The organism is Arcticibacterium sp. (assembly GCF_055134445.1).
Map to the genome: position 1 here is coordinate 1 of NZ_JBSRVI010000130.1, position 13,419 is coordinate 13,419.

The window sequence follows — 13,419 nt, forward strand, 5'->3', positions numbered from 1 at the left end:
ATGAAATTATTTTTCACAAAAAACACACAATTCCACTTGAAGTGTAAAAACAACGCTAAAAATACTTTCTAAGGGGATATTAGAATCATTGACATAAGACAAAGATTTATACCAATTTAAGGAAAATATTTTGAAAGGTTTTATTAGGTATAAGACGAATGCAAAGAAAAAATATTTTTAGATTAGACCGCTATATTGAGAAAAATCTATGTTTTAGAAAAACCCTACTCACTGCAACAGCCTTTTTTGCCGTTTATTCCTATTTGGCTCAGGCGGATTTTCAGAAAGCTCTTCAAACCGAAATGATTCAGGCAGAAGATGGTGACGTTATGATTATTGCCGAAATGCATTTTTTTATCAATTCCACACTTTCTATTGAAGGTAAAAACAATATCAAAATAGTGGGAGCAGGCATGGATAAGACCATACTCGATTTTGCGAAGCAAATAGACGGTACGAAAGGTTTAAGGGTTTCTAAATATGGAGAAAAAGGACGGGTTCGGTAAGATTTATTGATTGTTTATCAAATTTGGGAAAGAGCTGCCTCATATACAGTAGGATGGCATCAAAGAGCCAGTAAACGATGCTCCGTATTTTGTAAAGAAGATATGAAATGCTGCTATTGCTAATTTTTTGGTTGCCGAGAATAAATTAAAAAGATCAATAGCCTTAATAGTGTTAAAAAGAGTAGTATGAGTAAAATTTAATTGCTCGATCTAGGATAGGAAATCAGGAACATTTTCATATTTTTCCATTCTATTCAACCTTATAAATCGTAAAAATGAAAACTAAAATTGCCTTACTGGCATTGATGCTCAGTACTTTAATGAACATACAGGCTCAGAAGTCAGCCATACTGAAATCTGAGTTTATTTATGAAAAAGCTCCATTTCCGAGTTGCCATGCATCCACCATTGAGGAAACCCCCACAGGGCTCGTAGCTTCATGGTTTGGTGGAACTGAAGAAAGAGACAAAGACGTAGAAATTTATGTGAGCCGTTTGGTAAACAACAAATGGACAGCTCCTATGTCTGTAGCGAACGGAATTCAACATAGCACCAAAAGGTACCCTACATGGAATCCAGTTTTATTTCAAGTGCCGAATGGCCCATTATTATTGTTCTTTAAAGTCGGACCTACCCCTAGAACTTGGTGGGGAGAAATGACCGAAAGTAACGATGGTGGAAAAACTTGGTCTACGCCTAGAAGATTGCCTGAAGATATATTTGGACCTGTTAAGAACAAGCCAGTTTTATTAGCAGATGGCCGCTTACTTTGTCCTACCAGTAAGGAAGTGGAAATAGATGATGTGGACCATTGGCAGGTTTATTTAGAAGAAACAACAGACTGGGGTAAAACATGGAGCATTTCTGGTCCTTTAAACGATGGTGTTAAAACCAATGCCATTCAGCCAAGTATTTTGACTTATCCAGACGGTAGGTTGCAAATGATATGTAGAAGTAAAGAAAGTAGACTTATGAACTTATGGTCTTCTGATAATGGTAAAACTTGGTCTGAGATAGAAATAACTAATATTCCCAATCCTAACTCGGGAACAGACGCTGTGACCCTTAAAGATGGTCGTCAGTTATTGATTTATAACCCTACCGTAAACTTCCCAGGAAAATGGGGCGGACCACGCTCTCCGCTACAACTTGCCACTTCTACGGATGGTAAGGAGTGGAAGCCAGTCTTGACTTTAGAAACTGAAAAAGGGGAGTTTTCTTACCCCGCTATTATTCAAGCAAAAGACGGCACGGTACATATTACATATACATATAACCGTGAGTTAATTAAATACGTAAAAGTAGACCCAAAAAGACTTTAAATTAAAGATGACTGATAATACAAAATTGAAACTTTCGGGTATCATTACCCCTTTGGTAACACCACTAAATTCGGACTTTTCACTGGATATAGCTGCTTTAAAGGGCATTGTGGAGCACGTGATTAAAGGTGGTGTGCATGCCGTTTTTCCATTAGGTACTACAGGAGAGTTTTCTAGCTTCCCTTTAGGCATGCAGATTGAGATCATGCAGCACGTTTGTGACGCCGTAAAAGGCAGGGTTCCTGTTTTAGTGGGCATAAGTTCATGTAGCCTTGAAGACTCCCTAAGATTAGCGGAAATGGCATTTCTATTTAAAGCAGATGCTGTAGTGTCCACGCTACCTTTTTATTATACCATGACGCAGGAGGAAATGGAGATATATTTCAGCAATATGGCAGACAAAGTGAAATTACCACTGTATCTCTATAATATGCCTGGGATGACTAAAATGCATATTGAACCAGAAACAGTTAAGAGTCTATCTGGACACCCTAATATTTTGGGGCTTAAAGACAGTTCTGGTGATATGAAGTACTTCTCGGACTTGAATAATATCTTAAAAGGAGTGGATTTTGACCTTTTTGTGGGACCAGAAGAAAGCCTTAGTGAGTCTTTAAGTTTAGGTTCTAAAGGCGGTGTTAATGGAGGTTCAAATTTATTTCCTGAGCTTTATGTAGCGGCATTTGATGCCTTTAAAAACAAGGAATTGAAAGAAGTGGAAAGACTTCAGAAGCAGATACAAAAGCTAAGCGATGGACTATATAATATGACCAGCAGCCCTAATTCTTACCTTCAAGGGCTTAAAACAGCCATGAACGTGAATGGTTTATGTGAAGACACTTTGGCTCCGCCATTGCAGCAGATGTCTGAAACTAAAAGAGAAGAGCTTATAGAAAACTTAAAGTCACTGTTTTGAAAACGAGCATTATTGATATCGGCATTTTTGTCTTTTACCTCATTTTAGTCGTAGCCTTTGGACTATCTTTTTACAGGAAAAAGAGAACGGCTCAGGGATTTATTACGGGTGAAGGCCGGCTACCCGCTTGGGCGTTGGGCATGTCTGTATTTGCTACTTATGTAAGTAGTATTAGTTTTTTAGCCCTTCCGGGCAATGCTTTTTTTAAAGATTGGAACGGATTGGTTTTTAGCTTAAGCATACCTTTAGCTGCGTTTATCTCTGTGAAGTTTTTTGTTCCCTTATACCGAAAGCTTGGGAGCGAATCGGCCTATTTTTTTATGGAGCAGCGATTCGGCGTCTGGGCTAGAATTTATGCATCCGCGTGTTATTTGCTAACCCAATTGGCCAGAATGGGAGCTATTTTGTATCTGTTGGCATTGCCGATGCATACCCTGATGGGGTGGAGCATACCTTCCATTATTATTTTTACGGGATTATTGGTGATGATTTATGCCACTTTAGGGGGAATAGAAGCCGTAGTATGGACAGACGCTATTCAAGGTATAATACTTATTGCTGGAGCTTTAACTTGCCTTGTGATGCTTATTATTGATATCCCAGGAGGTTTTGGCGGATTTGTAGAAGCGGCTTCAGCAAGTAAGAAATTTAGCTTAGGAGACTTAAATGTGAGTTTAACCCAGCCCTCCTTTTGGTTAATTTTGGTTTATGGCTTCTTTATTAACCTTCAGAATTTTGGTGCAGATCAGAGTTATATTCAAAGGTATATAGGAGCCAAAAATGACAAAGATGCTGCCAAGTCTGTTTGGATGGGAAGTTTGTTATATGTCCCTGTTTCTGTGGTGTTTTTTATGATAGGAACCGCTCTGTGGGTTTTTTATCAAACCTATCCGGATTTATTGCCGAATGGTATGGCCTCAGATAAGGTTTTTCCTCATTTTATTGTCAATCAGCTACCCGTTGGGCTTACAGGTCTTTTAATAGCCGCTATTTTTTCTGCGGGTATGAGTACGCTAAGTACCAGTATCAATAGCTCCGCTACGGTATTATTGTCAGATTACTATAGGAAATTCAGTAAAACCGAAGTATCAGAAAAAGCTTCAATAGGCTTTCTAAGGTTGTCTTCTTTGGCAATGGGGCTACTTAGTATTATCGTGGCACTGGCCTTTAATGGTGTAAGTAGTGCTCTGGATACTTGGTGGGCACTGGCATCCATATTCAGTGGTGGTATTTTGGGTTTATTCCTGCTTGGGCTTTTGATAAAAAACATAACGCCAAAGGCGGCGATGATTGCGGTTGCAGTGGGTTTAATTTTTATTGTATGGACCAGCATCATTCCATTAATCGGACTTGAGCCTTTGATTCACTCTAATTGGGTGGTCGTTTTTGGAACCATACTGATTTTTGGCATCGGTTGGTTGATCGCAAAGCTTAAACTTTGAGCGAATTTAAAGTATAAATAATAAAGTCAGATTGAACAAAGTTGATAACAGGTGATTTACATTTGGAAGCTCAACTTTGTTCAGCCCGACAACAGGGATAAGCTTACTCTGAATTAACGGCCTATAAATCAGTTCATCATGAGGTCTAAAAGTGTGGCTGTTGGCATTTGTTTTCTACCATAAGCACTGCTAACGGAAAAGTTCTATTATTTCTAATTCTTCTTTTATTATATTTGGTTAATCCAAAATATGTGAAATATTAATTTGTTCTTATTTTGATTTAGGATATATTTAGTTCAGGAGATGGCTTAATAATGCCATTAAAATCATGGATAACAACTTTATCAAAAGCGAAATTTGGTATTTAACGATTAATGGTGCTTATCAAAGAGTGAAAATCTATAAAGATGAGCTTTCCGAAAATGACATAAAATTTTTTGAAGAGCAGCTGAAAATCTTTGTGATTTCATTGGAGGAGGAGCATTATAAAAAAGAGGTTTCCTCAGAAGGTCATCTTGAGAATATTTTACAATTGGCCGCCTTTTTTAAGTCTTCAGAAGTGCTTGATGAAGCCATTCCTGCCTTTGGAATCGCACAGAAATTTCTAAATCTTTATTTAAAGTACGTTTGGTGCCTTGGCGAAATTAATGAACCACCACATTTTCCTGTCGACAGAACCTTGCAGCGTTCCATGGGTATTCCGGCAACAGAAGTACTGTCTTGGACAGCTATAGATACGGTTGAAAAGTACCTTAACATTATCAAACTGGGCGAAAAGCTTAAGGGAGAAAAGAGTTTGGCAGATTTTGAATTAAGACTATTTAATGAAAAAAAGCTGGTCGCCTAAGGCGTCTTTCTCAGCATTGGAGTAATCCGAAATACCATTTATAACATAAAGCGGGTTAAACTTTTACGTTTTACCGCAAGAGGGAAAAATAGTATCCTTCCTCGTTTCTGCACTATTGATTTATGCAGGTATTGCTCTTTGGGTCCATAGAAAAAGAGTCTAATAAAAAGCAGATTACAAAAATTTTGCAGAGCGAATTATCCCATAGCTATAGCCGGATCGGACAGATTAAATAGCAGCTTTGATTTTATAAGTAGAAGGTCATTCCTTAAGAGGATGGCTTTTTTTTTGTTTTGGATAATTCTAATAGTACTTCATTAATATTCTGGAAAAATCAATTAATGCCAAATATGTAAATGGTGTTTAATTCTTAAATTAATTTAATTATTTGACAGAAATATATTAAGATCTAGTGAAATATGTGTCTTTTTTCTTAATATAGTGCTGTTGATGCAGAAGGAAATATATCCAAGCTCTATATTTGTGACAAATTAACGCACTAGGTCTAACGATATAAAATATTGTTAAATATAAGATTCAGGAAATAAAGTTAGGTAAGGGAATATGTATGTCAAAAACACAATTTATTGTGGTTTTGTTGTACTCCGAAAGCAAACTACTCGCCTTTGGTGAGTAGTTTCTTATATATGATAAAAACAGAAAACAATACGAGGAGTGCTTTTATAAACCAATCTGGATGTTGGGTATAAAAGCTCAATTTATTTACACAAAGGACTTCTGCGGTGCTAATGGTAGATGTAAACCATGGAATCTCACCATATATTCTACCAAAAGGGTCTATAAAGCAGGATATGCCGCCATTGCTACTTCTTACAATAGACCTTCTGTTTTCAATTGCCCGAAGCCTTGTGAAAGCTCTTAATTGCTTGGCTCCAGGTGTTTTGCCAAACCATGAATCATTGTTCATAAGAGCAATGAACTGAGCACCATCTTTAATCAAAGCAGCAATTTTTTCTGGAAATAGTTGTTCCCAGCAAATACTTAATGCGGCTTTGAATGATTGATTATCAAAGTCTTGGTAATTAAATGTGTAAATTTCTTTATTGCTGACTAGTATTTGATTTGCCAGCGTTGGCGTTTCATTGAAGAAAGGCGAAATTTCTACAAATGGCAAGCCATGCTCTTTTTGATAAACTTTTACATCCTCAGGCTGAATCCTCAAAGAATCCCAAAACATAGCTAATTGTGGAGTAAAAATCAGGGCATCATTCTCAAATTCATAGGGTTTAGTACTGTCGGGTTTATTTTGAAAACCAATGGCTAATGAGGTCTGCCAATGATTAACTAAATTCCTAGTGATATCAAGAATCTGAACGTTTTGCAGCAAATGTATAGGAACTGCACCTTCTGGTAAAACCATTAAATCAGGCTGGTCTTTTCGTACCGCCGAATCACATAGATTAACTATTTCATCCAAAACGCTCTGAAAGTGCAGCGAGTCCCTTTCGGCATAAGAATCCTGATTGGTTTGTATAATGGACACTTTTGTTTGTTTATGACCTAGTCCTGTTATGCCTTTTGGGTTCAGGGAAATTGACCAGAAAGAATAAAAAAGTGGCAAAGCCAACCATAATAGCGGAATAAGTGCTCTTTTAAAACTGACTTTGCTCAAAAATAAGACTAAAAGTACATTCATTAAACATACCCAAAATGAAATGCCATACATGCCAAAAATGTCAATAAATTGGATTAACCAAATTTGATGGCTTTGCGTATAAGGCAATAAGTAGATTTGCATGCCATGTGGCATCAAATGGTGCATAAAATCAGAAAGTGTCCAAAGAAATGGGAATGAAAATAGGGCTGTAAACCAGCCCCATTTTTTATGGATATAGTAAAACACAATCCATGAAACACTTAAAAGGGGAACTTGACTAAAAATAACTATAGCCGCCTTCCAAATACTGAAATGACCTAACCACCAGGTATCTATAAACAGAAAAATCGCATTGAAAATAAGGCTATAAATCAATAGCTTCTTAAAAGAAGGTAGCTCAGCCAATGCCAATAAAACTGGAACAAAAGCAAACCAAGCTAGAATACCATTAGGAATATTTGGACCAAAAGAAGGATAAGAAAGCCCCAGAAGACATGCTGAAAGTATCCAAGGTCCTATTCCTTTGTTTAAACGCATGTTTTCTTAATTTTTAGTTGCCATTAGTACCTTCAATGCTTCAATCTCTGCTTGTTGCTGAATGGTGTAAATGGTTAGTTCTTCTACTTTTTCTAACAGTTTCGAAACCATTTGATTTACAACCACACCATTCTGCACTACGTCATTAGCGGAAGGTATATTGGGCAGATGTTTATTTGTCTCAATAAAACTTTTCACCTCTGATAGGGGCATAAGCGGATAGTCATTTTCAAAGACTTTATCAGACCAAAGCCCCTCATTGGCATATTTAATTTTAAATTCATTAAGCACAAAGTGACCCTTATTGTCTAATTCAATAAAGTTACGGTCGTTTATCTTCATGGTAGGAGCATTGTAGGCTACACGCATATTAAATACGCCTTTAACATCTAGACGATATTGAGGGTTTGACATACCGATACCTACTTTCACCAGCGTAGTGTCACCTAAAACAAGGCCGTCGTTGACAGAAACTCTGGCATTATAGCCTAGAGCCGAAGCTCTCTGTAAATGAGCTGCATCAGGTCCGGCTCCTCCTGCAAAAACACCGAAATAGCTTACTCTTTGGGCTGAAACATTAAATGTAATAATGCTTAAAACGAATGCGATTATTATTTTCTTCATGATTATAGTTGATTTAATGTCCAAGAGAACTGAATGTTTGATTTGCCATTATTTTGTTCTTTTACCTCAAAACCTTCTGAAGTTTTCTTTGAAATATAAAGACCGTTGCATTGGCCTTCTGCTTGAAGATGGATCAGGAATTCGTCAGGGCTCAATCCTTTGCTGGTATTTAATGGAATAAATGCTGTACCATTTTCCAATTTGTTTATGCCTTTCTTTTTGATTTTAGCATGCTCATTTTGGTCAGATATGGCCACTCTTGCAGATGGTGCCGAGGTCGTATTGTCGAGCCTCGTCCAGGATGAACCATCATAATAGTAGAAACCTGGGCTGTTGTCTATCTGATAAATGAGTAAGCCTTCATTTGGAAATTCTGGTCTGTAAGCTTTTTCCAGTCTTGGAATCATTATTCCCTTATCATCGCTTTCAAGGTCTAATATTGCATTAGGATCAGCGGTTTTGCTGAGGACATCAATGTATACACCGGTATTGCTGATTAAGACACCATCGCCATCATTATTTATCTGAACCTCTGATTGAGGGCTCAAAATTCCGGTAGGTGCGACTACTTTTAACTCTACTGCTTCAATGGACACCGTTCCTGAAACACCATCAGTAATTCCACTGAAATAGATGCCTTCTTTGGATACAAAACCAACCCCATAGAATGAAGCGTCTTGCGTATAAGCACTTGATGAGTCGGAGCGAACATATTGGTCTGTGGTGATGCTTATTCTAAGGCATTCTATATTACCATAAGGGGTTTGCAAAGTACCGAAAGCATCCACTGTTTTGGTTCTAATGTAATACTTAAGCCCTTTATTTGAACCATCGTCATCTTGGCGGAATTGATACGAATCTCCTAAACTCAATGGAATATCAGTAAACTTAAAGTCTGTAAAATCGATGGCATCGTCATCGCCTTCCAAATAATAATAATAACTCGAACCTAAAAATGTGACAGAATCGTCAGATACTTCGTATTGCTCATAAAGGTCAATTACATTTTCTTCGTCATCGAGATATTGTGATTTTAAGACTTTATTCGCATCGGGGAAAATCAAATCTGTGGGCACTTCTGCAATTGGTATGAAGTCATCATTATAATAATAGGTGAAGGAATCCAAAAGCCCTGCCGGAAGTGTCCAAGTTTGTGGTGAGACCATATCGGCAACGCCTATATCCATAGAAATAGGATCTAAAATGCCGAAAAATGTCAGCCAAGTATTTCTGGGAGCAGAAATTTGCTCTACATCCGCTTTCTCAATCGTAATGGCCGTGGCAGCGTTACTTAATTTTTTGCTGGTAGATTGTGCCGCTAGTTTAATTCTTTCTGCCGCCACAGTTTTAACATTTAGGGCATCAAAACCTCCATTTTTTAGACTTTGACGATGGTAGTTAGAACTACTTTTTGAATTCGATGCTATTCTTACAAAAGGTGTGCTGCCACAGTAAGGTTCCTTACACATTTGAATACAAGAGAAAGCTTCAAATGAAATTAATCCTAGGCTTAAGAGGGTTAATAGTTTAATTTTCATGATATAAAATATTGGTTTAGGGGTGAAACAATATATGCATGCAATCTTCAATAAATATTTGATGGTGTATTTCGAATTCCAACGGTTCTGTATAAGTTTTGAACTCGGAACTTAGAATTATAGTGACCTAAATTCATTTGAAACGACATTTCCATCTTTATCCAAATATGTTCCCTTATCTTCTTCCAGAAGAAGGGTCAAAGATTTTTGAAGTTGATCCAAGGTCCAATGATGATTTTTGGCGAATACTTGATTATCCAATATGGACTCTTCCGATAAATCAGATGATTCTATATTCAGCGAAGTGAATTCTACAATTAAAGTATCTGAATAAATGTCTCCCTGTTTTATTTGGTTTATGCCATCGGAAGCCATGATGAAGAGTTTCCCCTTGGTACCCTCAGGTGCTAAAGATTTCTTACCACCCGAATCAATGGTAAAATCAGAAACGTTGTTAAAATAGACGTTTAATGCTAAGCCAGTGGGGAAGTAGTTGCCAATGGTCATATTTCCATCATTGCTTCTTATGTCAACGAAGTCAATGACTTTTTGCAAGTTAACACCGTCTTTTATTTTAGTATTTCTTGCTGGAATAGCTCTGATATAGATTTCCGTTGAAGCGGTGGTTCTGGAAGTTATTTTAACTACTTCTGGTATTTCTTTCGCCGGAGCTATATCAAGAGCGGGATTATTTTTTGAACAGGATACAATAAGGACAGAAAAGAAAACGATAGAAAGCATTTGAAAATTATTGCTTATTTTCTTTCTTTTGGATTGCCCCTTTTTTAAAATCAATGAGTTTTTCATGGCCTTAGCTTTATATTAGTTATACCACAAATTTCACTCAAGAACTGCTGGGGAGGGTATCAAATTTGAACGGAAGATTTTCAAAATTGAACGCTAAAGACTTGCTTTATAAGCTCCTGGAGAAACACCGAAATGTTTTTTAAAAGAACTAACAAAATAAGCAGTGCTGCTAAAACCAGTTTGAAAACCTATTTCTGAAACGGTTCCTACTTCTTTAATTAATAATTCAGCGGCTCTTTGGAGTCGGATAGATTTAATGAACTGATTGGTGGATTGACCAATTAAGTTTCTCAGTTTCAGGTTTAGTTGGGTGGTTCCAATACCTATTTCTTTTGAGAAAAGTTCCAGATTTAAGTGCTCATTGTCAATGTGTTTTTCCACGATGGCCAGAGCCTTAATCATGAAGTCTTGATCTAAGGAATTGACAGAAACTTCTTCCGGTTTAATCTGTATAGCTTTGGAAAAACGAACTTTTAGTTCTTGTCTAATCCTTAATAAATTATTGATTCTAATGGCTAACTCGGCAAAGTCAAAAGGTTTGGATAAATAATCATCAGCACCAGACATTAGTCCTTCCATTTTCTCTTTTACTGCTGTTTTGGCGGTTAATAGGATAACAGGAATATGACTGGTCAAAATGTTTTCTTTAAGAATTTTTGTAACCTCATAGCCATTCAGTCCTGGCATCATAACATCGGAAACTACCATATCAGGCATAAATTTCAACGTTTTTTTTACGCCTAATTCACCATCTTTTGCTTCTATTACTTTATAATTTTTACTCAGTTGTAATTTAATGAAAGACCGAACCTCTGGGTGATCTTCAATTAGGAGTACCGTAGCCTGTGTATCAGCATTATCAAAATCACTTTCAGTAATTATCTCAGGGATTTTGGTTTTCAAATCTGAATAATAAACGGGTGTGTTTTTATGCTTTGAAACAGGTAATGTTATGTTGAAACGTGTACCTTTTCCTAGTTCAGAAAAGACTTTTATGGTCCCATTATGTAAAGTAATGAGCTCCTTGACCAAGGCAAGTCCAATCCCGCTTCCCTGCATTTCATTTTGATGGTGGGCTTGGTAAAAGCGGTCAAATATAAATGGCAGATGTTTTGGTTTTATGCCTATGCCATTATCTATAATTTGAATTTCTAGCAGTTCCTTATGTCCAGTTATTTTGAGTGTTATTTTTCCTCCTTCTGAGGTAAATTTAAGAGCGTTAGAAAATAAATTGTTGAGAACCATTTCCATTTTTGAATAATCCAAATCAAGGAGTATTTCATCTGGTTCAATTTGAGTGACAAGCTCAATGTTTTTCTGGCTGGAAATGGATTCAAAAGAATAAAATAAACCCTTGGCGAAGACCACAAAATCTGTTTGTGAGTATTCCAGTGCCATATTGTTAGACTCAAGTTTAGAAAGATCCATCACCTGATTAACTAAATCTAGTATTTTATTGCTGTGTTTTTGAGCCATTTCAAGCATTTGACGGTCCTGCGGCTCATGCAATATCTCTTTTATCGTTTCTAATGGTCCTTTAATTAAGGTAAGTGGCGTTCTGAACTCATGCGTTATATTGGCAAAGAATTTTGATTTTAAAGAATCTAGTTCTTTAAAGTATCTATTATCAGAATGGATTTTATTGGTTCTATAACCTAAACCCATCGAGAAAATAACAAGCTCTGCTAGCATGCCTATTTGCATGCCATCAGAAAGTCTAAACTCGCCTAGAAAAGTGTCTGTATGTTCGATGCCCAAAAGAGAGAAGAAATGGAAAGGCAATGATATGAATACTAGAATAGCCACCCCAGCAAAAAAAAACAGGTCGGCTTTAGTCCGCTTTCGCCAAACCATCAAAATCGTGATTAAAAATGTGAGCCCCAATAGCATCATATACGCCGAAAATGGCATTCCTTTAATGTATTGTCTGCCTGTTAGTGCGTAGTTTATGGTGTTGGCTATACACATGAGTAAACCCAAATAAATTAAAATGAGAATGACCTTATCTATTCGAGGAAAACGTTCTTTGGTATGTAAGTAAGTACGGGTAAATAAGGAGTAAGCAATAATGGTCAATGAACCAATCCAAAAGAAAACATAGGGTTGTAGCTGCGGGTGTTGACTATAAAAAAGATGATAGGTAAATAGACCATAATAATCCATTACCGTGGTGGCAAAAGCCGCACAAAAAGCATAAAAGGCGTAGTACAGATAGGCTTTGTCTCGCTGAACGAAAAAGAAAAACAAATGGAATACTGAAATAATGATGAGCATGGCCATAAAACCAGCAGTCCTAAAATCAAATCTTTTATCTTTTAATATGTCAGAACTGATTTCAGCCATAGTATAAATTTGAGGCTTTATCATTATTCCAGGCCGCATCACTTTGGTATATTTCACCACAACTTCTTTCTTTTCGGACGGTATAAAGCTTAGTGATACAGCATTGGGCATTTTTAAAATGTCGGATGTGACCTTTGGATTAACGTCAAGCTCATCTATCTTAACCGAATAGCCGGCTTTTTGAATGTACCATTGATTATCTCCAATGGTTCTGGAGTAAATTATAGCCAGTTCGCACCACTCGTTAAAAAGCTTAAGTCTGGACTCTTGTGTGAAATTTTCTAAATTCTGAAGTGTAAAGCTTAGCCAATAATAGGAGGTGTCTGCTGAAATAGTGAGCTGGTCAAAACTTATAAAATCTTGAGCTAGTGCTTGCTCTAAATGTAAGTCTTCATTTGTCTTGAAAGACTGTATATTACTGATTTTAATGGAATTCTTTGTGCTAATTTGTCCAAAAGTTAGACAGGAAAAGGAAAGCAATACCAATGTTAGTAGGAAAAACCTTGGGCATCCTTTTTTAGACGATATTAACCGATTTGAGTTACTTTTGATAGATTTCATGCTTTTGTGGTATCTAATATACAAATTGCTCCCTTAAATTTTTATTGACAGCCTTGATTTCGAATTTAGACATGGGTGCCTTTGTCTTTCTTGTTTGACCTAGCTAGATAGGCCATTTTTGATTTTCTATTTATCTTGAGAGCCCAATTATAAAACGTTAGAAATGAGATAAGGATCTAGGCTAAAATGGTTCATTCTATTGTTTACCTAAAAAGTCAACATGAATGTTAGATCAAATGAAGTCTTCTCTCTTTTAGAAACTGTTCTTGACTAAGGCTCGAACTTTGAGAAATTCTGCCATTCTTCTATGTAAACGGCTTTTGAGATACCTATTTCCATTTAATAAAGACCCTTTTGG

General features: G+C 36.7%; 10 protein-coding genes. 5 read left to right on the forward strand and 5 right to left on the reverse strand.

Annotated elements, in window-relative coordinates:
- Positions 1 to 158: 158 nt before the first annotated feature.
- The 5 genes from ACTBZY_RS16645 (at position 159) to ACTBZY_RS16665 (ending at position 5,033) form a co-directional block, all read left to right on the forward strand.
- Positions 159 to 506, forward strand: coding sequence for a hypothetical protein (locus ACTBZY_RS16645; RefSeq protein ID WP_463047476.1), 348 nt, complete (start codon positions 159 to 161; stop codon positions 504 to 506).
- Positions 507 to 781: 275 nt separating this feature from the next.
- Positions 782 to 1,828 carry a sialidase family protein gene (locus ACTBZY_RS16650; protein WP_463047477.1) on the forward strand — a complete coding sequence of 349 codons (1,047 nt, stop codon included), beginning with the start codon at positions 782 to 784 and terminating at the stop codon, positions 1,826 to 1,828.
- A 7-nt stretch (positions 1,829 to 1,835) separates the two neighbouring features.
- Positions 1,836 to 2,744 carry a dihydrodipicolinate synthase family protein gene (locus ACTBZY_RS16655; RefSeq protein ID WP_463047478.1) on the forward strand — a complete coding sequence of 303 codons (909 nt, stop codon included), beginning with the start codon at positions 1,836 to 1,838 and terminating at the stop codon, positions 2,742 to 2,744.
- Entirely contained in the window at positions 2,741 to 4,186 is a 1,446-nt protein-coding gene (locus ACTBZY_RS16660) for a sodium:solute symporter family protein (protein ID WP_463047479.1), read from the forward strand. Before ACTBZY_RS16655 ends, ACTBZY_RS16660 begins: the two co-directional genes overlap by 4 nt.
- A 328-nt stretch (positions 4,187 to 4,514) precedes the next feature.
- Positions 4,515 to 5,033 (forward strand): hypothetical protein, encoded by a 519-nt coding sequence (locus ACTBZY_RS16665; protein ID WP_463047480.1) that lies wholly within the window; start codon positions 4,515 to 4,517, stop codon positions 5,031 to 5,033.
- Positions 5,034 to 5,649: 616 nt separating this feature from the next.
- Here the strand turns inward: ACTBZY_RS16665 and lnt are convergent.
- The 5 genes from lnt to ACTBZY_RS16690 form a co-directional block, all read right to left on the reverse strand.
- Entirely contained in the window at positions 5,650 to 7,188 is a 1,539-nt protein-coding gene (gene lnt, locus ACTBZY_RS16670) for an apolipoprotein N-acyltransferase (RefSeq protein WP_463047481.1), read from the reverse strand.
- A gap of 6 nt (positions 7,189 to 7,194) precedes the next feature.
- Entirely contained in the window at positions 7,195 to 7,812 is a 618-nt protein-coding gene (locus ACTBZY_RS16675; RefSeq protein ID WP_463047482.1) for a hypothetical protein, read from the reverse strand.
- A 2-nt stretch (positions 7,813 to 7,814) separates the two neighbouring features.
- Positions 7,815 to 9,350: a hypothetical protein gene (locus ACTBZY_RS16680; RefSeq protein WP_463047483.1), complete on the reverse strand. Its 1,536-nt coding sequence runs from the start codon at positions 9,348 to 9,350 to the stop codon at positions 7,815 to 7,817.
- Between the two features lie 117 nt (positions 9,351 to 9,467).
- A complete protein-coding gene (locus ACTBZY_RS16685; RefSeq protein ID WP_463047484.1) occupies positions 9,468 to 10,157 on the reverse strand; it encodes a hypothetical protein in 690 nt (229 codons plus the stop codon).
- A gap of 93 nt (positions 10,158 to 10,250) precedes the next feature.
- On the reverse strand, positions 10,251 to 13,061 hold the full coding sequence (locus ACTBZY_RS16690; RefSeq protein ID WP_463047485.1) for a hybrid sensor histidine kinase/response regulator transcription factor: 2,811 nt from the start codon (positions 13,059 to 13,061) through the stop codon (positions 10,251 to 10,253).
- Positions 13,062 to 13,419 lie beyond the last annotated feature (358 nt).

Excerpts from the sequence above, each read along its gene's own strand:
- ACTBZY_RS16655 (WP_463047478.1), top strand. The coding sequence starts at position 1,836 with ATGACTGATAATACAAAATTGAAACTTTCGGGTATCATTACCCCTTTG.
- ACTBZY_RS16680 (WP_463047483.1), bottom strand. The coding sequence starts at position 9,350 with ATGAAAATTAAACTATTAACCCTCTTAAGCCTAGGATTAATTTCATTT.
- ACTBZY_RS16675 (WP_463047482.1), bottom strand. The coding sequence starts at position 7,812 with ATGAAGAAAATAATAATCGCATTCGTTTTAAGCATTATTACATTTAAT.
- ACTBZY_RS16665 (WP_463047480.1), top strand. The coding sequence starts at position 4,515 with ATGGATAACAACTTTATCAAAAGCGAAATTTGGTATTTAACGATTAAT.
- ACTBZY_RS16685 (WP_463047484.1), bottom strand. The coding sequence starts at position 10,157 with ATGAAAAACTCATTGATTTTAAAAAAGGGGCAATCCAAAAGAAAGAAA.
- ACTBZY_RS16650 (WP_463047477.1), top strand. The coding sequence starts at position 782 with ATGAAAACTAAAATTGCCTTACTGGCATTGATGCTCAGTACTTTAATG.
- ACTBZY_RS16690 (WP_463047485.1), bottom strand. The coding sequence starts at position 13,061 with ATGAAATCTATCAAAAGTAACTCAAATCGGTTAATATCGTCTAAAAAA.
- ACTBZY_RS16645 (WP_463047476.1), top strand. The coding sequence starts at position 159 with ATGCAAAGAAAAAATATTTTTAGATTAGACCGCTATATTGAGAAAAAT.
- lnt (WP_463047481.1), bottom strand. The coding sequence starts at position 7,188 with ATGCGTTTAAACAAAGGAATAGGACCTTGGATACTTTCAGCATGTCTT.